Source organism: Desulfobacula sp., from assembly GCF_030145145.1.
Taxonomy (GTDB): Bacteria; Desulfobacterota; Desulfobacteria; order Desulfobacterales; family Desulfobacteraceae; genus Desulfobacula.
The window spans coordinates 52,892-75,954 of the sequence record NZ_JAQYWD010000025.1; the positions used below are offsets into that span (position 1 = coordinate 52,892).

24 protein-coding genes are annotated in these 23,063 nt (G+C 45.7%); 11 read left to right on the forward strand and 13 right to left on the reverse strand.

What is annotated here, in order from left to right; all coding sequences use genetic code 11:
- The 8 genes from Q1Q15_RS15010 to mtnP form a co-directional block, all read right to left on the reverse strand.
- Positions 1-1,590, reverse strand: coding sequence for a response regulator (locus Q1Q15_RS15010; protein ID WP_300461553.1), 1,590 nt, complete (start codon positions 1,588-1,590; stop codon positions 1-3).
- Positions 1,591-1,797: 207 nt separating this feature from the next.
- Positions 1,798-2,151: a NifB/NifX family molybdenum-iron cluster-binding protein gene (locus Q1Q15_RS15015; RefSeq protein WP_300461555.1), complete on the reverse strand. Its 354-nt coding sequence runs from the start codon at positions 2,149-2,151 to the stop codon at positions 1,798-1,800.
- 62 nt (positions 2,152-2,213) lie between these two features.
- Positions 2,214-2,765 (reverse strand): NifB/NifX family molybdenum-iron cluster-binding protein, encoded by a 552-nt coding sequence (locus tag Q1Q15_RS15020; protein ID WP_300461558.1) that lies wholly within the window; start codon positions 2,763-2,765, stop codon positions 2,214-2,216.
- A gap of 224 nt (positions 2,766-2,989) precedes the next feature.
- Positions 2,990-4,372: a sigma 54-interacting transcriptional regulator gene (locus tag Q1Q15_RS15025; RefSeq protein WP_300461560.1), complete on the reverse strand. Its 1,383-nt coding sequence runs from the start codon at positions 4,370-4,372 to the stop codon at positions 2,990-2,992.
- A gap of 117 nt (positions 4,373-4,489) precedes the next feature.
- Positions 4,490-5,728, reverse strand: coding sequence for a cation diffusion facilitator family transporter (locus tag Q1Q15_RS15030; protein ID WP_300461563.1), 1,239 nt, complete (start codon positions 5,726-5,728; stop codon positions 4,490-4,492).
- 95 nt (positions 5,729-5,823) lie between these two features.
- Positions 5,824-6,699 (reverse strand): methylenetetrahydrofolate reductase, encoded by an 876-nt coding sequence (locus tag Q1Q15_RS15035; RefSeq protein WP_300461565.1) that lies wholly within the window; start codon positions 6,697-6,699, stop codon positions 5,824-5,826.
- Between the two features lie 419 nt (positions 6,700-7,118).
- Positions 7,119-7,640 carry an adenine phosphoribosyltransferase gene (locus tag Q1Q15_RS15040; RefSeq protein ID WP_300461568.1) on the reverse strand — a complete coding sequence of 174 codons (522 nt, stop codon included), beginning with the start codon at positions 7,638-7,640 and terminating at the stop codon, positions 7,119-7,121.
- A gap of 11 nt (positions 7,641-7,651) precedes the next feature.
- Positions 7,652-8,425: an S-methyl-5'-thioadenosine phosphorylase gene (mtnP, locus tag Q1Q15_RS15045; RefSeq protein ID WP_300461570.1), complete on the reverse strand. Its 774-nt coding sequence runs from the start codon at positions 8,423-8,425 to the stop codon at positions 7,652-7,654.
- Between the two features lie 377 nt (positions 8,426-8,802).
- Between mtnP and Q1Q15_RS15050 the strand changes: the two genes are divergently transcribed.
- On the forward strand, positions 8,803-9,891 hold the full coding sequence (locus Q1Q15_RS15050) for a TRAP transporter substrate-binding protein (RefSeq protein WP_300461573.1): 1,089 nt from the start codon (positions 8,803-8,805) through the stop codon (positions 9,889-9,891).
- A gap of 193 nt (positions 9,892-10,084) precedes the next feature.
- Here the strand turns inward: Q1Q15_RS15050 and Q1Q15_RS15055 are convergent, their stop codons facing one another.
- Positions 10,085-10,888, reverse strand: a complete 804-nt coding sequence (locus Q1Q15_RS15055; protein WP_300461575.1) for an SAM-dependent chlorinase/fluorinase — start codon at positions 10,886-10,888, stop codon at positions 10,085-10,087.
- Between the two features lie 82 nt (positions 10,889-10,970).
- On the opposite strand from Q1Q15_RS15055, the gene Q1Q15_RS15060 reads away from it, so the two are divergent.
- Positions 10,971-11,450 carry a CYTH domain-containing protein gene (locus tag Q1Q15_RS15060; protein ID WP_300461577.1) on the forward strand — a complete coding sequence of 160 codons (480 nt, stop codon included), beginning with the start codon at positions 10,971-10,973 and terminating at the stop codon, positions 11,448-11,450.
- Between the two features lie 50 nt (positions 11,451-11,500).
- Here the strand turns inward: Q1Q15_RS15060 and Q1Q15_RS15065 are convergent, their stop codons facing one another.
- Genes Q1Q15_RS15065 through Q1Q15_RS15075 form a run of 3 tightly spaced genes read right to left on the reverse strand, consistent with a single transcriptional unit; the run spans position 11,501 to position 13,461 of the window.
- A complete protein-coding gene (locus Q1Q15_RS15065) occupies positions 11,501-11,947 on the reverse strand; it encodes a hypothetical protein (RefSeq protein WP_300461579.1) in 447 nt (148 codons plus the stop codon).
- On the reverse strand, positions 11,947-12,927 hold the full coding sequence (locus tag Q1Q15_RS15070; protein WP_300461582.1) for a 4Fe-4S dicluster domain-containing protein: 981 nt from the start codon (positions 12,925-12,927) through the stop codon (positions 11,947-11,949). The genes Q1Q15_RS15065 and Q1Q15_RS15070 overlap by 1 nt, the downstream gene beginning before the upstream one ends.
- A 9-nt stretch (positions 12,928-12,936) precedes the next feature.
- Positions 12,937-13,461, reverse strand: coding sequence for a thioredoxin family protein (locus tag Q1Q15_RS15075; RefSeq protein WP_300461584.1), 525 nt, complete (start codon positions 13,459-13,461; stop codon positions 12,937-12,939).
- Positions 13,462-13,812: 351 nt separating this feature from the next.
- Between Q1Q15_RS15075 and Q1Q15_RS15080 the strand changes: the two genes are divergently transcribed.
- Entirely contained in the window at positions 13,813-14,172 is a 360-nt protein-coding gene (locus Q1Q15_RS15080) for a DsrE family protein (RefSeq protein ID WP_300461587.1), read from the forward strand.
- Positions 14,173-14,186: 14 nt separating this feature from the next.
- Here the strand turns inward: Q1Q15_RS15080 and Q1Q15_RS15085 are convergent, their stop codons facing one another.
- A complete protein-coding gene (locus Q1Q15_RS15085) occupies positions 14,187-15,560 on the reverse strand; it encodes a sigma 54-interacting transcriptional regulator (protein ID WP_300461589.1) in 1,374 nt (457 codons plus the stop codon).
- Between the two features lie 258 nt (positions 15,561-15,818).
- Between Q1Q15_RS15085 and Q1Q15_RS15090 the strand changes: the two genes are divergently transcribed.
- The 8 genes from Q1Q15_RS15090 to rd all read left to right on the forward strand — a co-directional run bounded on the left by Q1Q15_RS15090 (position 15,819) and on the right by rd (position 23,009).
- Positions 15,819-16,943: a rhodanese-like domain-containing protein gene (locus Q1Q15_RS15090; RefSeq protein ID WP_300461591.1), complete on the forward strand. Its 1,125-nt coding sequence runs from the start codon at positions 15,819-15,821 to the stop codon at positions 16,941-16,943.
- A 44-nt stretch (positions 16,944-16,987) separates the two neighbouring features.
- Entirely contained in the window at positions 16,988-17,347 is a 360-nt protein-coding gene (locus Q1Q15_RS15095) for a cytochrome c family protein (RefSeq protein ID WP_300461594.1), read from the forward strand.
- A gap of 72 nt (positions 17,348-17,419) precedes the next feature.
- Positions 17,420-19,051, forward strand: a complete 1,632-nt coding sequence (locus Q1Q15_RS15100; RefSeq protein WP_300461597.1) for a tetrathionate reductase family octaheme c-type cytochrome — start codon at positions 17,420-17,422, stop codon at positions 19,049-19,051.
- Positions 19,052-19,696: a cytochrome b/b6 domain-containing protein gene (locus Q1Q15_RS15105; RefSeq protein ID WP_300461600.1), complete on the forward strand. Its 645-nt coding sequence runs from the start codon at positions 19,052-19,054 to the stop codon at positions 19,694-19,696. It begins immediately after the preceding gene.
- Between the two features lie 425 nt (positions 19,697-20,121).
- On the forward strand, positions 20,122-20,406 hold the full coding sequence (locus tag Q1Q15_RS15110) for a DUF4492 domain-containing protein (protein ID WP_300461603.1): 285 nt from the start codon (positions 20,122-20,124) through the stop codon (positions 20,404-20,406).
- The gene (locus Q1Q15_RS15115) at positions 20,399-21,454 is read left to right on the forward strand and encodes a cytochrome ubiquinol oxidase subunit I (RefSeq protein WP_300461606.1); all 1,056 of its coding nucleotides are present in this window, start codon (positions 20,399-20,401) and stop codon (positions 21,452-21,454) included. Before Q1Q15_RS15110 ends, Q1Q15_RS15115 begins: the two co-directional genes overlap by 8 nt.
- A 53-nt stretch (positions 21,455-21,507) precedes the next feature.
- Complete coding sequence (locus tag Q1Q15_RS15120) at positions 21,508-22,656, forward strand: cytochrome d ubiquinol oxidase subunit II (RefSeq protein ID WP_300461608.1); 1,149 nt, start codon at positions 21,508-21,510, stop codon at positions 22,654-22,656.
- Between the two features lie 194 nt (positions 22,657-22,850).
- Entirely contained in the window at positions 22,851-23,009 is a 159-nt protein-coding gene (rd, locus tag Q1Q15_RS15125) for a rubredoxin (RefSeq protein ID WP_300461610.1), read from the forward strand.
- Positions 23,010-23,063 lie beyond the last annotated feature (54 nt).

Consider the following 23,063-nt stretch of genomic DNA (forward strand, 5'->3'; position numbering starts at 1 on the left):
TTAGTCTCGTTTACTTTTATCTTCCGATTCCTTTGGGGGAAGCTTAATCATAAATTCAGAACCGGCATTCAGACGACTCTCCACCACAATCGTTCCTTTATGCTTTTCAATGATGCCATAGGCCGAGGACAGACCCAGTCCCACGCCATACCCTTCATTTTTTGTGGTAAAAAAAGGCTCGAAAATAAAATTCAAATCTTCTTCTGAAATCCCCTTTCCATTATCTTTTATGGAAATAAAAACCAGGTTTTCTTTCCGGTTAAACCCTGTCCGGATTTCCAGTGCCCCCCCATTTTTCATGGCATCAATGGCATTAAAAATCAGGTTGATGATACACTGCTCCAGCTGATTAAAATCTCCGCATATGGGGGGAATTTCAGGGTCGCAATGCTCGCTTAAAACAATATTGCTCAAAGCAAGCTTATGGTTGCACAACAAAAGGCTGTGGTGAATCAGGTCTGCGACATCAATACTGTTTTGTTCCAGTTTTGTTCGCCTTGAAAATTTCAACAGTCCCGACACAAGATCAGAACATCTCTGGGTCTCAGATTCTATAATTTTCAGATAAGACGCGAACTTGTTGAGTTTATCCGGTGTCAAATCCTTTGCCATGTTACCGTCTTTGCCGCTGATTCTAATCATCAGCCGGATATAATTCAAAATCCCGGACAAGGGGTTGTTAATTTCATGGACCATGCTTGCTGCAAGCCGTCCCAAAGATATCAATTTTTCCCGGTGAAGCAGCTTTGCCTGATCCGTCACTTGCTGTTCCAGGGTTCTCAGGTCCCGCAAATCACTGATAAACAGCACCATGCTGTTTTGGACCGTATCCCGGGAGAGGATAAAGCCGGAAACTTGAACCGGAATATCCTTTTTTTCCATTGAAAGCAGGGCGGTTTCATAGAGAAACAACCGATTTTCGCCACCGAAATGGCTGCCGGACAGATCTTGTTTTAATTTTAAAAACCGTTCGGGTTTAAAAAAGTCCTTTGCCCTCATTTTTTTCAATACCAGGGCTTTTGGATACCCCACCAGTTTTTCCATGCTCCTGTTATAGGTCAAAACAGTATCGTTTTCATCGCATCCAAGGATGCCATCCATTGAATTTTCAATGAGACTGCTTTGAAAATTCACATTCTTTACCAGTTCAGCACTGGTTTTCAAATTTTCGTTCTCAAGCAGGGAGGTATAGTCCGACAATTGTTTTCGATCAACATATCGTTGCATGGCCCGTTTCAAAGCCATGTGCAGGGCACCGTCATCAATGGGTTTTGAAATAAAATCCGATGCATCATACTGCAGGGCTTTGACCGCCTGTTTAATATCGCCAAACCCCGTGGTAACAATGACCTCTGTTTCAGGTTTTATTTTTTTTATTTTTTCAAGGACTTCAAGACCGTTCAGGCCGGGCATTTTAATATCGGTGATGACGATCTGGGGTTCTTCCCGTGTGGCAAGCATCAGGCCCGCATAGCCATCCGGCGCGCAAATGACTGAATATCCGGCATCTTTCAGGGTAATTGCCATAATATCCCGAATATCTTCGTCGTCATCGATTAAAAGTATCTTCCAATTTATGGGCAACGCCACGATATCTCCTTCCCCTGTTGCATTATATATTGCAAACAACATGCCAGTAGGAGACTATTTCTGAACCTGCACCAACCCCTTTATATTTAAAGGGATTGAGACGGTATTGAACCCAAGCTAAAAAAACAAAAAAAAAGCAGGAAGCAAAACTGCGACCTTATAACAAGGTATAATGCAATAGTGCAACCCAACCCCAGGCAATCCCCTTCACAGGGAAGGACTATCCGCCCGGCATCCCGGCATTAAAAACGTCGGGGCAAGTGGATTGCCTTTGGCATAGGTTTCAATAATCTGGGTTACATTGCCGCCGATAAAGGGGATCAACTGAATGGAACTGGCTTCAATCAGTGTCGAATGCGTTTCGGAAATAGCGCCACAGATAAGGACCTCAACCCCCAGATGACCTAACTCCTCTGTAAGGCGCGCTTCGAATTTCGGCTCAAATGAATGATACGATATATTCTTTATTTGTTCATTTTTGATATCCACAATCAAAAGCGTGTGAGCGGAATCAAAAACAGGAGAAATTTTTTCATCCCAGATCGTAACTGCAACTTTCATATCATTGTTCCTCAAAGAGTTGCCATGGTATAACGATGCGATTTCACGACACGGCCCTATGGTTAAGCCCGCCTGCCGCCCATGCCCTGGCCGCCGCCGCCCCCCATGCCGCGACCACCGCCGCCGCCCATGCCTCTTCCACCGCCGCCGCCCATGCCGCGACCACCGCCGCCGCCCATGCCCCGGCCGCCGCCACACCCTATTCCGCGTCCCTGGCCCTGGAGGATAGGGTTCCCCTGACCTGGTGCAGATGCCAATCCAGCCTTTTCATTCACCGTTGGATGATCAGAAGGTGTCAAACCGCCCGCTTTGAATCGCGCCACTGCGTCCTTGATCGAACCTGCCTGTCCCGTAACAACCGGAATATTGCATTCTGCAAAGACATTCATGGCATTGGGTCCGCAATTGCCTGTCAAAACGGTTTGAACATCTTTTGAGTGAATAAAGTTTGCCGCCTGAATACCGGCCCCCCCTCCAAGGGATTGATAGGTATTCTCAAGGGCTTCAAAGCGCATATCATCTGTCTGAACAATGATAAAATACGCGCATCTGCCAAATCGGGGGTCTATCTGGGAATTCATATCTTTTCCAGTTGAACTGATGCAAATTTTCATGGTGTTCTCCATTCTTAGGGTTAAAAAAAGGTATGGGTGCCATACGTTCTTTTGATAAGGTATTGCAAGGAGAATGCCAGGTGCCATCTGTCATCCCAGTTAAAAAAAATAGACTTAAAATCAAATAGTTATAAAATAAACAAATAAAACAGGGCGTTGAAAGGCGGTACACAAACGCAGAACTGCAACGGTATAGTGACGTAACATTGCAGCACACCTGTCCGTTACACGCGTTTGGACCGCCCGTCGATTTTAGGCAGTTGGATTCCGAGTTTGTCAATTTTCCTGAACAAGGTACTTTTGTGGATACCCAGGTCCCTGGCAGTGGCTTTGCGATCATAATTATTTTTTTTCAGGTAGGTTTTTATCACTTTGATTTCTGCCGATTTCAAGGGAAATGGTGATGGGTCATCCTCTATTTCCATCATGGATTGCCGGGTAAGCGCAGATGGAAGGACGTCCGGGGTGATATCCCCTTCAGAGCACAGGACAAAGGCATGTTCAATAATATTTTCCAATTCGCGTATGTTTCCCGGGTAATCATGGGCCATCAGGATGCCAAGTGCTGTTGGATCGATCCCGCTGATGGATTTTCCCCGTATTTTATTCCGGCTGGCAATAAAATGATCCACAAGAAGGGGAATATCCTCCATCCGTTGTCTGAGGGGCGGCAGTTTTATCTGTATGACGTTGATGCGGTAATAAAGGTCCTGCCGGAAGGTATGCTCCGCCACCATTTTCGCCAGGTTTCTGTTTGTAGCGGCAATGACCCGTATATTTAATTTTTCCTTTTTAACAGCCCCCAGGGGCAACACTTTCTTTTCTTCCAGAACCCGAAGGAGCTTGACCTGAAAAGACGGGCTCGTATCGCCGATTTCATCCAGTAAAATCGTCCCTTCATTTGCAAGGGAAAGTTGCCCCTGTTTATCTTTGGTTGCATGGGTAAACGCACCTGCTTTATATCCAAACAATTCAGATTCCAGAAGGGTATCAGGGAGTGCGCCGCAATTAATCGCAATAAACGGATCCCCTTTTCTGGGGCTCAAATTGTGAATGGCCCTTGCCATTAATTCTTTACCCGTACCGGTTTCTCCCTGGATCAGTACGGTACTGTCACTTTGAGAAATTTTCGGCAAAATCTTAAAGATATTCCGCATCTCCTGGCCGCGGCTGATCATATCCCCCATTTGAAAACTGTCATACAGTTTTTTCCGAAGCTCTTCCACAAGGCTGTGATCCCTGAAGGTCTCAACCCCACCGATAATCTTTCCATTTTTGTCTTTTAACAAAGACGTGAAAACGATGGTGGGAATCCGTTTTTTCCTGCTGTTAATGATATAAGTGGAACTGCTGAAGAAGGACTTGCCTTCCTGCATGGTTTTTTTTAATGCGCACTCGTTCTGGCACATATTTGATCGAAAAACATTCCAGCAATGCCTGCCAATCGCCTCTTCCCGTGATATACCGGTAATTTTTTCAGCGGCACGGTTAAAGGACATAATCTTCCACTCATGGTCAACTGTAAAAACACCATCAGATATGCTTTCAAGAATGATTTCCGTCGCATTCTGGGATAATGTATCCAATAGGGGCCTTTTTTTCTTCATTGGTGTTTGCACCATAAAAAATGGGTTGAATGACCCGCTTTAGACTGCCGGAGTTCTGTCATGAAGCTTAAACGGGATCACGTTATTTTAGGATTTTTTTTGTTGCATATCATTCGTTTAAAAATTTCGTTTTGACAAATCGGGCTTGGTAATGGGATGAAGTTTGTTTGCTGTATAAAGACTGACAATTTCTTTTACCGTCATTTCTCCATCAACGTTGACGATATCCACAAAATTATTTTTTAAATAATGGAATGAAATTTCGCCAATACTTGAAACAAATAACAGGTGAATCTTGTATTCAATCATTGATTTTACAACATTAAGTCCAACATGCCCTTTTTTATCCAGAAACGCATTGTCCAGATAGGAATCAATCTCAACACCGCCCTGGCTGAGATTCAACATAATAAAATAGGGAGCCCGGCCGAACTGCGGATGCAGTCTGGAATCAAGACCGTTTTTATCGTGAACGGGAATCACGACTTTTTTGAGCCGCTCTTTTTCCGGTTCTACATGAATAAAAACAGATTCAATCGTCTGATATTCCAACAACAGCATATTTTCAGCAATATCCGCCAACTCATGGGATTTGTACAATATCAGGGAGGGGGTTGTTTTAATGATGCAATTAACGATTTTAAATGGTCCCGATTGCCGTATTTTAACGTCTTCAACACCTGTAACCCCCTGCAGCTGCCTTAATTTTCCTTCTATTTCCATCTTCAAATCCGTGTCCATGTCTGCATCCATTAAAACCATGATGGATTTCCAGGCGGTTTCAATCCCCAGTTTCAGGATCAATACGGCAATGATGACAATAATCCCCCCTTCCACATAGGGGACCTGTGCATAGACACAAAGAATACCAACCAAAACAAACAAGGAGGTGAAGATATCAAAAAACGCTTCTTTAGCTGTTGCCAAAAGGGCCTGGGAGCCAATTGCCTTTCCCACAGCCCGCTGTTTAACCGCTAAAACAGTTGCGACAATGCAGGAAACAACAGACGCGCCAATGGGAAATATTGGAAACCCATCCTGGGCATCCATCAGAAACAGCTTGTGCCAGCCTTCTTTAAACAACTCCGTGCCGATAAAAAAAATCAGGGCACCAATCAGGAGACAGGCAATGGTTTCCGCCCGGTAAAGCCCGTATGGGAATTTGTTGGATTTCTTCTTTGACGCAAATTTAAGGCCCACAAGTGAGGAAAGATTGATTAAAATATCCGAGCCGCTGTGCCAGGCATCTGCAACCAGCAGAGGAGAGTTAAACTGATGGCCGACAAATGCTTTCAGCAAAGCCAAAGCGAATATTAACAGCGTAGAAAATAATGCAATCCGCTGCCCTTTCTTCAATTGTTCTCTTTTATCGATACGTTTCAACCTTTCAATTTTGTCAAAACAGACGTCATCCAGCTATTGCCATACGGGCCGTCCACCGATCAAGACAATTATAACAGGTTTTCCTGTCTTAATTGCTGAACAATCGCAACCGTGGATTTACTTCGATCCATCGTATAAAAGTGAAGCCCTGGAACGCCTTTTTTCAAAAGCCCCCGGCACTGTTCTGTGGCAAATTCTATCCCCAGTTTCAAAACACTGTCCGTGTCATCCGGATTGACGGCATTTAATTGGGTGTCCAATGCTTTTGTTATAGTGGACCCGCAGACTTTTGACAGCATCCGGGTCATGTTAACCGTATAGACAGGCATTATTCCCGGAATAATGGGAACGTCAATGCCCTGTGCTTTGCATTTTTCAACGAAATTAAAAAAATAGGCATTGTCATAAAAATATTGTGTCACAACATATTCCGCACCATTCTCCACTTTCTGCTTCAGGTAATGGATATCCATATCAAGGCTTTCAGCCTCAATATGACCTTCCGGATAACCGGCACACCCCAGTGTAAAATCATAATGAGACTTGATAAAGGCTATCAAATCAGATGCATATAAAAAACTGTCCGGATGGAGTGCCGCATCATCTGTCTTTGGTTTATCGCCTCGTATAACAAAGATGGTTTCAACCCCGATCTCCTTGTATTTATCCAGGACCTCCCGGATATCATCCGGGCCGAGCCCGTACCCGGCAATATAGGCAACCGTGGGTAATTTTTTATTAACGATCAACACTTTAACGGCCTGATACGATCCATCCCTTGTGGACCCGCCTGCGCCGAACGTAATGGATAAATAGTCGGGATCAAGAGCAGACAGGGTATCGATCACGCCGTTAAATGTCTCAGATGCGGCCTGATTTCTTGGGGGGAAAAACTCCATTGAAAGAACCGGTTGATTGTTTTTATATAATGTGCTCACGCGCATGTAGATCTCCTTGATAATGGTTTTATCGTCGTCATTGCAATTTTTCAGTCAATCCGTCACTTTGATTTTCATCACACAATTGCAGTTCACAATTGCAATTCATAAATGCAATCCATGTGCCAGAAAAAAATATTTTCTAAATAAGATTTTTTTTGATTAAATTACAAAGAGTTACGAAAAAAAACATGGCATTGGTCTGGGGGACACAACAAAAAGGATCGCAGTTTTGCACCTTTTTGTTTCCGGGGGTATTCACCCCGGTGCACGAATAAACCACCCCATACGTCAGCGGATCTGACAATACCGAAAGGCGACAATCGTTGTATATAATTTTGGAAGAAAGGGCGGTAACGCTGTAACCCAATACCGGTAAAATTTCCGGGCAGGAAAAAAGAGGGATCCTGCCCGGTGATAAACGATTATTCGCCTTCAAATTCTGTGACGGCAAATACCTTGCAGTCTGGAATTTGATCCCGGCCTTTCAAATCCGGAAGTTCAATGATAAATGCACATTCAAGAATCTGGGCGCCGGCTTTTCTTGCCAGTTTGACCGTGGCCCCGACAGTGCCGCCGGTGGCGATCAAATCATCTACAATGACAACCTTTTCACCTTTTTCAAAGGCATCTTCATGGATTTCAAGGATATCTGTTCCATATTCCAGACTATAAACTTCCTGGATGGTTTTCGAGGGCAGTTTGCCGTTTTTCCGGACCGGAACAAACCCGATCCCCAGTTTATAGGCCAGGACAGCGCCAAAGACAAACCCTCTGGCATCAATCCCCACAATTTTTTCAACCCCCATGTCTTTATATCGTTCATACAGGATATCGCAGGATTCCCGGAACGCCTGGGGGTTGTTCATCAATGTGGTCAGGTCTCTGAAAATTACGCCATCGATGGGCCAGTCTGGAATACTTCGGATGGTTTCTTTTAAATCCATTTCTCTTTCCTTTACATGTTATGTTTTCTCTGGGCTGAGGCTTTTAATTCCTGTATCACCCTTACAAGCAATGTCTTTACATTATCGGCATTCCGGTTGAATACGGCCAGGATCTCATCCCAGGTAACCGGTTCTTCATCTTCTTTCCAGCAGTCATAATCGGTTGACATGGCCACCGCAGCATAGGGGATACCGGCTTCATTTGCCAGCATGGCTTCCGGGGCAATGGACATATTGATCACATCCGCCCCCCAGATCCTGAACATTTTGGATTCAGCAACCGTGGAGAACCTCGGACCTTCAATGGTGACAACACACCCTTTGTCATGGACATTCAGATCCAGTTGTTTTGCCGTTTCATAGAGTTGTTTTCTTAAACCCTCATCAAACGGTTGGGCAATGTCATTATGGACGGCACCATTTTCAAACGAGTCTGCAAAGGTCGTCTTCCGGAATCGTGTAAAATCAATAAATTGATCCAAAACCACCAGGTGCCCCCGGTCTATCTCCCGGCGCAAACTGCCGCAGGCTGTGGTGGCAATGATATGGGTAACCCCTGCCTGTTGAAGGGCTTTGATATTGGCGCGATTATTGACCTGGGTGGGGCTGTACTGGTGACGTCGGCCATGCCGGGCAAGGATGACCGTTTCCACCTCTCCTATCTTCCCGGACAATAGAAGGGAAGACGGCTTGCCATATTCCGTTGAGAGGTCAAGTTCTTCCGGATCTTTTAAAAGGCCGGGGTCATCCAGTCCTGATCCACCGATAATCCCTATTTTCAACATTTTTCTCTCCTATCCATTTTCTTTTCCAGTTTTCATCATTTTTTTTATAATCATAAAAGCGCCTAACATAATTGGATTAACTTATCAAGGATGATCCGTCATCGGCCGGCGATTCTCATTATAAGACGTAATCGTCGCCGGACAATGGGTTTGTGTTATAGATTTATAATGAGATCATATGAGAAGGCTGATCCCCCCCGACGAGAATTGCTGGTGATCGGCACCATGGGAAAAACCGGGTTAAAACCATAAAAGAAGGTTGACATCAAAATATGGGTTGGATAAATTTACCTAACATGTTAAGAATAGATACCTAACATGTTAGGGTATTTGAGAATCAACATTGTATCAAACTTAAACAAAAGGAGATCTTGAAAATGAAAAAAAGATGGAGATTGTTTGTTCTGGTCCTATTATCAATGGCGTTTGTATTTTCCATTGGTGGTCCGCAAGTCTATGCAGCAGATACGTTCAATTTTAGATTTGCCCATATTTTTCCCGGCCCGGCCAAACAATCAAAAATTTGTGAGGCATTTGTTCAAGAACTGGAAGAACGCTCCGGCGGCAGAATCAAAACCCAGTATCTGGGCGGCGGCTCCCTTCTCAAGCCACCCGGCATGTACAAAGGCATCGAACTCGGAGTTGCCGATATGGGGTTTGCCCATGTTGAATATACACCCGGTCGTTTTCCTGTAACCGAAGCCTGTGACCTGCCCCTGGGTTATCCCAGCGGATGGGTGTCCAACATGGTGGTCAATGATTTTTACAACAAATTCAAACCCAAGGAATGGAAAAAGGTCAAGGTTCTGTGGATGCATGCCAGCACCCCAAATGTCATGATCACCACCAAACCGGTTAATACGCTGGAAGACTTTAAAGGATTGACCATCAGAGGACCCGGCCGTGTGGGGGATACCGTGAAAGCACTAGGCGCATCGCCGGCTCCCATGCCCATCATGGAGGTGTATGACGGCATGTCCAAGGGTGTCATTCAAGGGGTGAACACCCCTTTTGAAACCCTCAAGACATTTCGGTTCGCCGAGGTGGCCAATTATGTGACATCCAGCTGGCAGGTGGGCAATATCTATACCTTTTATGTTATCATGAACAAAAGAAGCTATGATAAATTACCGGCGGATCTGAAAGAGATTCTTGACGAGCTGGCTGGCGAATACAAAGAAAAATTTGCCCTGATGTGGAATTCAATTGATTCCGTCGGCAAAGATTATGCAGCAGAAGCAGGTGTCAAGTTCATTGATCTGGATGCCGCGCAGATTGAGCAGTGGAAAAAGAAGACCGACGTAGTGATTGATAATTACATCAAAGACATGATTTCCAAAGGCCATCCTGAAACTGAGGTTAAGGGCTGGATTTCCTATCTCCGGGAACGGATTGCTTTCTGGACTGAAAAACAGATGGAATATCGGATTATGTCAGCAACCGGACCCGAAGGAATAAAACGATAACCCCTGGTTTGTTTTATCTGAAACAGCGGTCAAACACGGTTGATCCATTCAACTCTTTATTGCTGCCCCGGCGTCAGGTACCCCCCGGCGCCGGGGCACGATGTCCCGCAGCAACAAATCGAAACAAATCAATACCCAGTGCATGGCACCCTTGATCTTACCGGCACCCGCCTGAACGTTCTTTTGCCGGGAATTAAAACACGGTCAATATGCACTTGTCCCTGCAGGTCACGCCAAGCCGGTCTGCCGCATTCGCATTTTTCAATGCAACCTCCATATATCCGGAAGAGGATTCGATCAGAAACAATTCACCGGCCAGGGCCTGGGAATAAAAGGTAACGATTCTGTTAATCCGGGTTCCCATGATGGCCAGGGAAAACCGCTTGTTGTGCACAAATTGTTTAAATTCTGTTCCTTCAATATTTAAGGTCACATTTCCAAACCGGTCGATATGAACAATAGTCAACCCCAGTGAATCAACCGTTCTTTGTATGTCGGGAAGGGAATATTCAACACATTTTTTCAACGGTTTCCCCAGGCGTGCGATATCTTCGAGCCCTTTTGAGATATGGGCTGCCACAGGCGCAAAAATATCTCTTCCCTGGAATGTATGGGACACGGAATCAAGAAAATAGGCGGGATTGGTCAGATGGATAATGCGCTTGATCCTGTTTTCTGAAGCCGCTTTCCAGAGCAGGCCATTATCCGGACCCACAAAATAATAATCCCGGGTCTGGATACAGATGCCTTTTCTGTCCGACCCCACCCCCGGATCAACAATCGCACAGAACACACTTCCCCTGGGAAAATAGGGACAGGCGGCAGCCAATAAAAACGCCCCCTGCAGGATATCCTGGGGATCCACCCCATGGGTCAGGTCAATCACGTTTGATTCCGGACTGATGGCCGCGATGACCCCTTTTAGAATCCCTGTAAATGCATCCTGTTGACCAAAATCCGTCAGCAGGACAATCGGCCGGGGTTGAATATGTGTCACTGTCAATCTCCCATTGATTTGAATGGATATTTACATTATGACGATACTATACCAATAACGTGACTGGAGATGAACATTTTTTATGGCCATTGAAACAGAAAAAAAATTCCTTTTAGCTTACCGTCCAACCGCTCTGATGAACTGCGGCACCCTTATCCGCCAGGGGTATATGGTCAACGAAAAAAACAGGGTGGTCCGGGTTCGCCTTTCAGGGGACGCGGCTTTTTTAACCATCAAAGGACCGACCCGCAATGGTGCCAGAAAAGAGTATGAATATCCCGTCCCATGGCAGGATGCCCGGGAAATGCTGGCGCTTTTCTGCCAACCCCCCTTTATCGAAAAAACAAGATACCCGATTGAATTCCACGGGTTTGAATGGGTTATCGATGAATTCTCAGGTGAGAACCAGGGACTTGTTGTGGCTGAAATAGAACTGGAATCCATTGATCAACCCTTTGAAAAACCCGATTGGATTAGCAAAGAGGTTACCCATGATCCCCGATACTTTAATTCAAACCTGATTGAAACCCCGTATTCCACCTGGCTGTTAAAGGACCCTTAACCCCGGGCTTTCATCAACCCGGGGTTAAGGGTCTTTTCCATCAGACAGGGTTAATTCACCCACTTTTTTTTCCGGATCAGGGTATACAGACTGGTACCTAACAGGATCATGCAAAGGGCCAGATGCACGAGATCCAGAACAATAATAACGGTGTGATCAAAATAGCTGTTGGGAAGGTTCTTGACCACCATTAAGACACCTGAAACGCATAATCCTGCCAGTATTCCAATCTTGAAATAGCCGGATCGGGTAATCCGTTTCAATCCTGGGCCATTGAAAAGAAAATCCAGCAGCACATAGGTGACAAGGGCAATCAACACAATGGCGGCGGTATAGTGGATGATATGGGTCACATAAAACTGGGCCAGCCATCCCAACCCGGGGATATCCGCTATATAATACCGCTTAAAAACCGGCATCTGGCCAAAACCGGACACGGCAATAAAAAAGAGGGTCACCGCATAAATATAGTATCTTACCCTTCCTGCAGTCTTCATTATTTATCCTCCTTTGTGCTCAAATAAAATTTTCCAACCAATGCGGCGATACCGGCAAGGGGGGCAATCAGCATGGCCTTGGCCAGCTGGGTCCCGTCGGCCATCATGTTCTTGACTTTGTTCAAATGGGGCTTGCCTTTTCCTGTTTCAATGGCCTGGTTCAATTGATCAAAGGGGACAGGGGAAACATAAATGGTATGGGTTCCACCGTTTTCGTGTTCCCCGTAGATGTATCCGTTTATCTCTCGGGCAAGGGCATGGGCCGTTTTCAGGATCTCGCTCCGGGGACCTATGGTTTGGACATTTTCAGGGCAAACCTCTATACAGGCCGGGACTTCACCTTTTTCAAGGCGGTTATAGCACCGATCACATTTATACATGACACCATTTCCGGCAAGCGCCGGCAACAGGTCAAGATAAAGCCCGACGCCGGTCTGGCGCTGCGGGACATCCCAGGGACAGACTTTTTTACATTTTGATCCCCCCAGGCAGAGGTCTGAATCAATCCGTGAAAGACCGTTTTCTTCCTGTTTTAATGCCCCCCAGGGACACAGTTTGACACAGGGAGGATTCGCACAGTGCATACACCTTCTGGGAATGGTCAGGTCAATCTGTTCCCCATTGACCGTGACCGATGCCGTCTGTATGAACAGCCAGTTATAAGGTGTCAGGCGATCGGTCACCTCTCTTTTCTCAGACCAGTCTTCCACCGGGACTCTTGGGGGAACCATTTTGGGGAACGGTTTTTCCGGCTCCGGATACTTTTCTGCATTTGCCGCCTGGCAGGCATACACGCACTCTTCGCATCCAATACATTTTCGGATGTCAATCAGGGTTGCCAATGGCTCTTGTTTTTCATGGGTCAAAGACGTTGCCGCCCGGGCAATGCCGGTGGTTGCCACCACAGAGCCTGCCGCCGTAATGGAGCCTTTTAAAAATGCCCTGCGCGAAATGTTGGATGTAATTTTTGGGGTGGTCATTGGATTCTCCTATAGGGTCTTGACAAATTCATTGAGGGTCATTTTGTCATAATTTTTGGTATGAATATATTTCAACACCTGTAACAATTGTGTTTCATTAACATATCCCGGGATACTGCTGATCTTTGAGGCATCCGATCTCAGAAACCACAAGGTCGGCAATCCCTTGACCCGCCATTGTGTTGAAAGTTCTTTGTTTTTATCTGAATCCACCATGATACTGATAAAATTATCCTTTAGGTAATTCAGCACTGCCGTGTCCAAAAAAGTGGTCTGTTTGAGTTTCCGGCAATAGGTACACCAGTCTGCATGGAAGTATAAAAAAATCGGTTTATCCTGTTTTTCTGCCAGGCCCATGCCCTGGTCATACGCCTGCCAGTCGATGGTGGTGGCGCGCTGGATTTGACCGGATGCGTTACCAGGGGTAGCGGTATCAAACGCCTTCAGATCGGTGGATTTCATGTTATTGTAAGCCCAAACACCCCCCACAACGATACAGATAACCGCAATAACCAGTACATTTTCTTTTTTCATGTTCAAATCCTTCATTAGCATTCAATTTTAACACATATCGTTAATATACTATCACAGCAATATGCATGCCGAACAAGACATCTTAACCCCAAATATTTTTCAAACAAGCCGTAACCCTTCATTCGTATGGTGTTTAAGCACTGGTTTCTTTTGAGCCATGGACAGGATGCCCTTCACCGACTGCCATGATATTAACGAACCGTTAACGACTTAATCATGATATCATAATTTTAACGGTTTCAAAAGAGGACTACCACCGTGTGGCTTTACAGGCCGCCAAAATTTCTTTATGACTAAACAACACGCTGGCACGACACCATCATTTTTATACTATACGATAAGGAGAACACCATGACTGACAATGTTCTGATTACCCTTGCATGCGGTACAGACAACCCCAACCGCGCAACCCGGGCACTGTTTCTTGCTGCCGTCGCCCAGAAAAAAGGAAAAAACGTCACCGTCTTCCTGTTGGATGATGCGGTTTATCTTGCCAGGAAAGGGGCAACAGAGAACATGAGAGCCGTCACTGGAGATTCTGCAGATGATTCTCTGGCCCACCTTCAGGCCCATGACGTCCCGATTCTCGTGTGTACGCCCTGCGCCAAATCACGATTTATTGAAGAAAAAGACCTTGCCGATTCCTGCAGGATGGCCACAGCAGCTGAACTGATTGACATTGCCTGTGATTCGGCAACCATTAGTCTTTAGCCATTCGAACCGACTTATTTAAGTTGTATGCCATATTTCTTAATGCGCTTCCAGACGGTGATCCGGCTGACGCCCAAAATCTTTGCCGCGTTGGTCTGATTCCCGTCTGCCTGCCGAAGCGCATCAAGAAGTTTTTCTCGCTCAGACTGCCCAATTCTTATCATACCATCGGGTTCCGAAGGGTTTAAGGATCCGGTTTTCAGTGGGTTAAACCGGGTTATCTTTTCCGGCAGATGCTCCAATCCAATGCTTTTTCCCCTTGCCAGGACAAACGCATACTCAATACTGTTTCTCAATTCCCTTATATTGCCGGGCCAGGGGTATGCCACCATCATCCGCATGGCGTCCGGCGTAAACCCCAAAATATTTTTACCGGTCTTCTCTGCCTGGAGCGTAATAAAATGCTGAATGATCAGGGTAATGTCATCTTTACGATGCCGAAGTGGCGGGCAGGTTAACGGAAAAACATTAATCCTGAAAAACAGATCTTCCCGGAACAATCCCTGCTCAATCAATTGCTCAAGATTTTTATTGGTTGCCGTCACGATCCGGACATCAATGAGGATGGATTTATTAGCGCCCACCCGCTGAATCATTCGTTCTTCCAGAACCCTGAGCAGTTTGACCTGAACCGAAAGGGGAATATCCCCGATTTCATCCAGGAAAATAGTGCCTTCGTGGGCGGCTTCAAACCGCCCTATCCGGTCACTTTCTGCACCGGTGTAGGCCCCTTTTACATGGCCGAACAATTCACTTTCAAGGATATGTTCACTTAATGCGGCACAATTCACCTTCACAAACGGTTTGTATGACCGGCTGCCGGTTTCATGCAGGGCTTTGGCAACCATTTCCTTGCCCGTACCACTCTCCCCCAGAATCATCACCGGCGTATCCAGTGATGCCACACTCTCGACAAGTTCATAAAGGCTCTGCATCACCGGGGTTCTTCCAATAATGCCATGAAAGCCGTCATCAATATGATACATTCTTTTGATGGACGACAGTTCATTTTTATAATGAATATTTTCAGATATATCTTTCAGGGTCTCAACCGCACCAACGATTTCTTTTTTTTCATTAAACAGAACCGTGGCACTCTTGATAATCGGTATGGCCCTGTTATGGCGATTGGTGATCATACATTTTTTTTCCCGGATCAGGCCTGCTGAAAAAAGACCGCACCAGTCTTTGCCCTTTCCTTTCCCAACGATTTTACATCCCGTGCAATTCAAGATCCTGCAGGACTGGCCCTTCAGTTCTGCTTCAGTGTAACCGGTGATCAATTGAGCGGTCTGATTGGCGGCAACAAACCGTCCCTTTTCATCAACGATGATGATCCCATCCTGGACCGAATCAATAATATACCGCCATTGTTTTCCAATATCCATATTATCCTCGATAATAATTAATAGTGTTAATCTTAAAATTAACACATCATTAACATGTTGACAACACAAACAATGATTCTTGCCTGGTTAAAAAAATCAATCTTCCATAAATAGGTTTTAAATTTAAGGGGTTATAACAATCACAGCCCATATTTTTTCTCGCTGGCACAGTCATTGCTCTTAGGAAGTTAACATAAAATTTTATACCTGCAGACACTGGCAGATATACCGCAACCAAATAATAGTTAAGGAGACCCCATGAAAACAAAAAAAATAGCCCGTTTCATCCTGGCATTGATCTTCGGCCTTGTGCTGACGACAGGATGTACGGCAACAAAGCCGGCAAAAATAGCTGAAACCGACACACAGGATATGTCATGGATGTATCATGATATCGTGGACGCAGAATTTGTAGCGGAACACTTGAGTATTCCCATGCCTGAAAATGTGATGCTGATAGATGCAAGGCCCTATAAAGGCAAATACGTAAAAGGGCATATCCCCGGCGCTGTGAACATTCCATTTTCAGAATTTGATAAAAAGATCGCCCTTCTCCCGGCAGATAAAAACACCCTGTTGATTTATTATTGTGAAGGCCTGAAATGCAAACTCAGCCACAAATCCGCCAAAAAAGCTGAAAAAATGGGGTATACAAATGTAAAAGTATATGCTAAGGGATATCCAGAATGGGTGAGCCAAAAAGGACATTATGCCGCTGTAAGTGCAGAGCAGGTGGCCCGGCAAATCGACGAAAACACCGCTATGATTATTGATTCAAGACCCCAGAAAACCAAATTTAACAAAGGCCATATCCCTACGGCCGTTAATATCCCCTTTTCTCAATTTGAAACCCTTAAAGGAAAACTGCCCAGGGATCTGGACACGCCAATTGTTTTCTATTGTGGGGGTCTCAAATGCAGACTCAGCCATAAATCCGCAGCAAAAGCGCTTGAAATGGGATACACAAGGGTCACGGTCTTTGCCAAAGGCTATCCTGAATGGAAAAAAATATATGGTGCCGCCACTGAGACCCTGCAGGTGAAAGCAGGCGAGGTTGAAGGGTCTATTGATCTTGGACTGTTTAAATCCATTATTGCAAACAGACCAGAATCCATCCTGCTGATTGATGTAAGAGATGCAGATGAATTTGCCAAAGGGTCCTTTAAAACCGCAGTAAATATCCCGGTTGAAATCCTTGAGCCAAAAATTAAAACCTTCGCCGATGACAAACCCATCATTTTCGTGTGTTCCACCGGCGCAAGAAGCGGCGAGGCCTTTTATATGACACAGGATGTGAGAGAATCCCTGAAAGATGTCTTTTATGTGGAAGCGGAGATTGATTTTAAAAAAGATGGAAACATTGAGATTAAAGCGCCCAAATAACCCCTGCGTTACTAAAAACGATAAAATCATAAAGGAGCTACACCATGTTTAAAAAATGTATCATATCCCTCATCGTGCTGATGTTTACGATGGTATCTTTTTCAGCGGCCTTTGCCTCGGAAGGATCTGAAGGCCCTTTGGGAAACGATAGAAAAGGAAAATACACCTATCGCAAAGTTTACAAAGCCTGTGCGGCAGCCGGTGAGGTGGAATCCGAAAGCCCTAAAATAAGCCCGGCAGATAAAACCATGGGGCAATGGAAAAATATTTTTGAGACTAAAACATTCAACGACTTCGGCTGCCAGGAAAATTGGGCAGCCCTTTCTGACACAGATGTTCTTGACATTTATTCGTATTTCTATAATCATGCATCAGATTCACCCACACCGGCTACCTGTAAATAAAAATCAACCCGGGGGGAAACAAGGGTTTCCTCCCAGGTTGGGGACTAGGGTTAACACCCCATGGAGATGTCTATGAAAAAAGGAAATTTTATACAGCTTTGCCTGGCAGTTACAGCGGCGATGGCATTGTTTTGTGCTGCCCAGACAGCCGTTGCGTCGACGTCTGAATCCGACGAAGAAGCCCTGGGACGGACACTGGCCAAACAAGCCGTTAAAGGCAGCGAGCGGTGGAGTACAATAGACCATGCAAAAATCGATGCCCTGAATCAGAACTTCACATCAGGTGAACAGATTACCCAGGCCTGCCTGTCCTGCCATTCCGAAGCAGCGACCCAGTTCCATAAAACCATTCACTGGACATGGCTTGCGTCCGGGGACAAACAGGATATGCGGTACGGCAAGGCCGGTTACTCGGTGAATAATTTTTGTATTTCCGGAAATGCCATGGAAGACAAAGGCTGCCTGAGCTGTCATACCAGCTGGAACAAAAAAGGGGTGGAAGGTGAGGTCAATTGTCTCAAGTGCCATAATTCATCCGGATTTAATTTTAACGAAGCCCTTTCAGATATCACAGCCTTTTCCAAAGACGAAGATCCGGACACCCGGGAAATCGTAAAAGAAATTCAACAGGAAATTAAAGAAGCCGTTACCCAGGTGACCTTTCCCACAAGAAAAAATTGTGGTGACTGCCATTTTACGGGGGGCGGAGGCGATGGTGTAAAGCATGGCGATCTGGATACCTCTCTGACAAAACCCAACCGGATGCTGGATGTCCACATGGGCACGGACGGCAAGGATTTTTCCTGTACCCGTTGCCACACCACCGTTGATCACAACATCGCCGGCAGGATTTACACAAACCCGGCTGTTGAAACGCGAAAAAGCCTGATCGAAGATGACCTGGCACCGAAAATCACCTGTGTGTCCTGTCATAGCAGTGAACCCCATAAAAATGATTCAAAAATGAACGACCACACGGATGTCGTGTCCTGCCAGGCCTGTCACATCCCCACATATGCAAGGGTGAACCCCACAAAAATGTGGTGGGACTGGTCCAAGGCAGGAAAACTGAAGGACGGCAAACCCTTTATTGAAGAAGGCCCTTTTGGCAAACCGGTTTACAAATCCATCAAAGGCGAATTCAAATGGGAAAAAAATGTGACCCCGGAATATTTCTGGTTCAACGGCTCCCTGACAAGCACCACTGCCGATGATATCATTGATCCGGCCCAAATCGTGAAGGTCAGCCACCCGGTGGGTGACAGAACAGACCCCGAGGCCCGGATCTTCCCCTTTAAAATGCACCGGGGAAAACAGCCCTATGACAAAGTCCATAAAAAACTGTTGGCCCCGTTACTTTCCGGGGAAAAAGGATTTTGGACAACGTTTGACATGGACGATGCCATTGAACGGGGCAATAAAACCCTGGGCATCCCCTATTCAGGAAAATTTGATTACGTGGAAACAACCTATGCCTTTCCCATCACCCATATGGTGGCACCCAAAGAGAATGCATTGAACTGCACGGAATGCCATATCCGGGAAAATTCCAGGCTTGCCGCCATGACAGGTCTGTACCTGCCCGGCCGGGACAAGTCCGGTTTTCTCGACACCATTGGCTGGCTCTCTGTCTTTGGCGCCCTGGCAGGCGTGTTGCTCCATGGCCTGGGACGGTTCTTTACACGAAACGGCAAGGAGGAATAAATGGACGATAAAAAAACCATAAAAATTTATCTGTATACCCGGTTTGAACGGTTATGGCACTGGTACCAGGCATTGACGATTATCTGCCTCATCATCACCGGCCTTGAAATTCACGGGACATACACCCTGCTGGGCTTTCAAACCGCTGTGAATGTGCATAATTTTATCGGCCTGGCCTGGCTGATCCTGTTTGCTTTTTTTGTCTTCTGGCTGCTGACAACCGGGGAGTGGAAGCAATATATCCCCACGACGAAAAAACTGTTTTTAGTGGTTCGCTACTATTCCTGGGATATATTCCAAGGCAAGCCCCATCCTGTTCAAAAATCTGCCGGTGCAAAGCACAACCCGCTGCAGCGGCTGGCCTATCTGGGCATATCCGCCATGCTGCTGCCGGTACAGATGATCACAGGGCTTTTATACTATCTGTATAATGATATGCCCCAGGTACTGCCCCTGCCGGTCCTGGCAGTGATACACACGGTGGTGGCCCTCTTTTTACTCAACTTCCTCATTATTCATGTATATATGACCACCACGGGTCACTCCCTTTTCAGTCATATCTCCGGCATGATCACCGGATGGGAAGAAATTTATAAAACAACTGAAATTGCTGACTGGGAAATCCAGGCCACCCGAAAAAAATAATCCCCCCCTGGGGCAGGAATCCTTATTCCTGCCCCAGGGTTCCCCCCTCTTTTTTTGCTTCGCCAACCCATGCATGACACATAGCATCGGCCTTTTTTTATCCGTCATTAAAAAGTTATACAAGCCTAACTTTGTAATCATATCAGCTACTTATGCCCCAATAAACAATACACTAGTGTTTCAAACATCAATGACTGCGACACAACCGTCGCTGCCATTCCCGGGATGAAACACCCTGAAAACGAGGATATACTAAATATGATGCTGAGCCCAAAATACCCTTGCCATAGGCCTTAGAATCATTTAAGGTACTGATATTCATCGATTAAAAATTTTATTTTACCCTCACGCTTTTTTTATGGCATATTATTTGCTCCTTTATTTGCTCCTTAAGAAAAAAACGATAGTTAAACAAGGACTGACAGATGAAACAGGACGCTTTAAACAGGAAAAATCAACAGACATTGGCAACCGCTGTCAATACGATTTATACCTTCTACCGGGATGGGTTCAGGGGAATGATTCTCGGAAAAAAATTATGGAAAATCATTCTGATAAAACTGTTTGTCATGTTTGTGGTCCTGAAACTGTTTTTCTTTCCCAATTACTTGAATACCCACTTTCAGACCGACCAGGAAAAAGGCCGGTATGTCCTGGAACAAATGACAAAAAGCAACTTCCATTTAACAGGAGAAAAAAGCAATGATTGATGTTGATTTGAGCATGGTGAACTGGGCAAGAGCGCAATTTGCCCTTACTGCCATGTATCACTGGCTATTTGTACCGTTAACCCTGGGGCTCTCTTTTTTATGCGCTTTTTTTGAATCGATTTATGTGCGGACAGGCGATAAAGAATGGCGGGCCATTACAAAATTCTGGATGACCTTGTTTGGTATCAATTTTGCCATTGGTGTTGCAACAGGCATCATCCTTGAATTTGAATTTGGAACAAACTGGTCCAATTATTCCTGGATTGTCGGCGATATTTTCGGCGCACCCCTTGCCATAGAGGGAATTTTCGCCTTTTTCCTTGAAGCCACTTTTTTTGCAGTGATGTTTTTTGGATGGAACAGGGTGTCAAAGCGATTTCATCTGTTTTCCACCTGGATGGTCGCTGTCGGCTCCAACCTGTCAGCGGTATGGATCCTGGTGGCCAACGGCTGGATGCAAAATCCCGTGGGCATGGTGTTCAATCCGGAAACCGCCCGGTTTGAAATGAACAACTTTTTTGAGGTTGTGTTTAACCCTGTGGCTGTAACCAAATTCGTTCACGCATCCAGTTCCGGATTTTTAATGGCCTCTTTATTTGTCCTCACCATCTCGTCCTGGTTTCTGATCAAAGGCAGACACGTTCAAATGGCCAAAAAATCCATTGTGGTGGCATCTGTATTTGGCCTGTTGTCTTCGAGTTATGTCGCTTTCACCGGCGATGAATCTGCCTATGAGGTCGCCCAGAAACAACCCATGAAACTGGCGGCCATTGAAGGGCTGTACAAAGGTGAGACAAAGGCCGGCATTGTTGCCGCCGGCATTCTCAATCCCAGCAAAAAGCCGGGAGACGATCAGGACCCGTTCCTGTTGAAAATTGAAATCCCCTATCTTCTTTCGCTCCTGGCAAATCGATCCATTGATTCATTTGTTCCGGGAATTGACGACCTGGTGTATGGAAATGAGACGCACGACATAGAAAGTATATCATCGAAAATCAACCGGGGGAAAACAGCCCTGAGGGTTGTTTACCCTTTTACTGGCGGCTGAAATCAAAATCATGCTCAAACAAATATCCCTGGGACCTGAGGAGGGCCGTTAAAATGATTTCAAACCTTGACTATGCAACCTTGCAACAGCTCTGGTGGATGATTGTGTCCATTGTTGGCGCACTTTTCTTATTTCTGACCTTTGTCCAGGGGGGACAGACGCTTTTGTGGCAGGTCGCCAAAACCGATCTTGAAAAATCACTGGTGATCACCTCCCTTGGCCGCAAATGGGAAATGCCGTTTACAACCCTTGTCCTGTTTGGCGGTGCATTGTTTGCGGCGTTCCCTAAATTTTATGCCACCAGTTTCGGGGGGGCCTATTGGGTATGGATGCTCATCCTGTTTTCTTTTATTGTTCAGGCGGTGAGCTATGAATACCGGAAAAAACCGGGCAATCTTCTGGGATCAACGGTTTATGAAGTGTTTCTTTTTATCAATGGTTCCATTGGCATTCTGCTGATTGGTGCTGCAGTGGGAACGTTCTATACCGGTTCAAATTTTACACTTGACCTGTACAACAGGGTCACCTGGGATTATACCCTGCTGGGCATCAATTTAAGGGGACTTGAAGCCGCGTTTTCCCTGTTCAACCTGAGTCTTGGGATTTTCCTTGTGTTTAATGCCCGGGTGTTAGGGGCATTATACCTGTTAAACAGCATTGATCTGTCTGCCACACCCAATCTCGAATCACGATTAAGAAACGGCACGGGGCATAATTTCCTGATCGCCCTGCCCTTTTTGCTTTACGTGCTGGTCTCCATTCTGTTCAGGAGCGGTTTTGATGTGGACAGTGCCGGTACGGTTTCCCTGGTGGCTTCCAAATATCTATCAACCCTTGTGGCCATGCCCTATCTGCTGATACTACTCCTTGCAGGCATTGTCCTTGTCTTGTATGGCGTGGTGTCAACTTTTTTCAAAAAAAGCAATAAAGGAATATGGTTCAGCGGATTGGGCACTGTTTTTGTCGGTCTGGTTGTCCTGTGCCTGCCGGCATTCAACAACACGGCATTTTATCCGTCAAAACTTGATCTTCAATCCAGTCTGACAATCCACAACGCCTCCTCCAGCCTGTTCACGTTGACAACCATGACCTATGTGGCACTGGGCATCCCCTTTGTCCTGGCCTATGTGGCGTATGTCTGGAAACTCATGGATGCAAAAAAACTGACGGACGTAGAAGTCACCCATGAAGAATCATATTAAAGGAGAGTATAACAATGAGCACCCTGCTTTTGATATTGTATGTCATTTTGATCGTTGCCTCATATAAGGGCAGTATACTGGCCCTTAAAAAAGCAAATTTATTGTAACAGGTCTATTTTCTGCTTCCAACAGGAACCAGTTATGCTATAGTATTCCCTGTTAATAACAACCCCAACATATAAGGAGATTTAAACATGGACAGTTATGTATGCGGACTTTGCGGTTATGTGTATAATCCAGCAGAAGGTGACCCGGACAATGGCGTCGATCCTGGAACCAGTTTCCAAGATCTTCCCGCTGACTGGGTCTGCCCGGTTTGTGGTGCCGGAAAAGAAGACTTTGAAAAAGAATAAATCCTTGTAATCGCCAGGCAGATGGGTTGATTCTGCCTGGCGACCTTGTTGTTT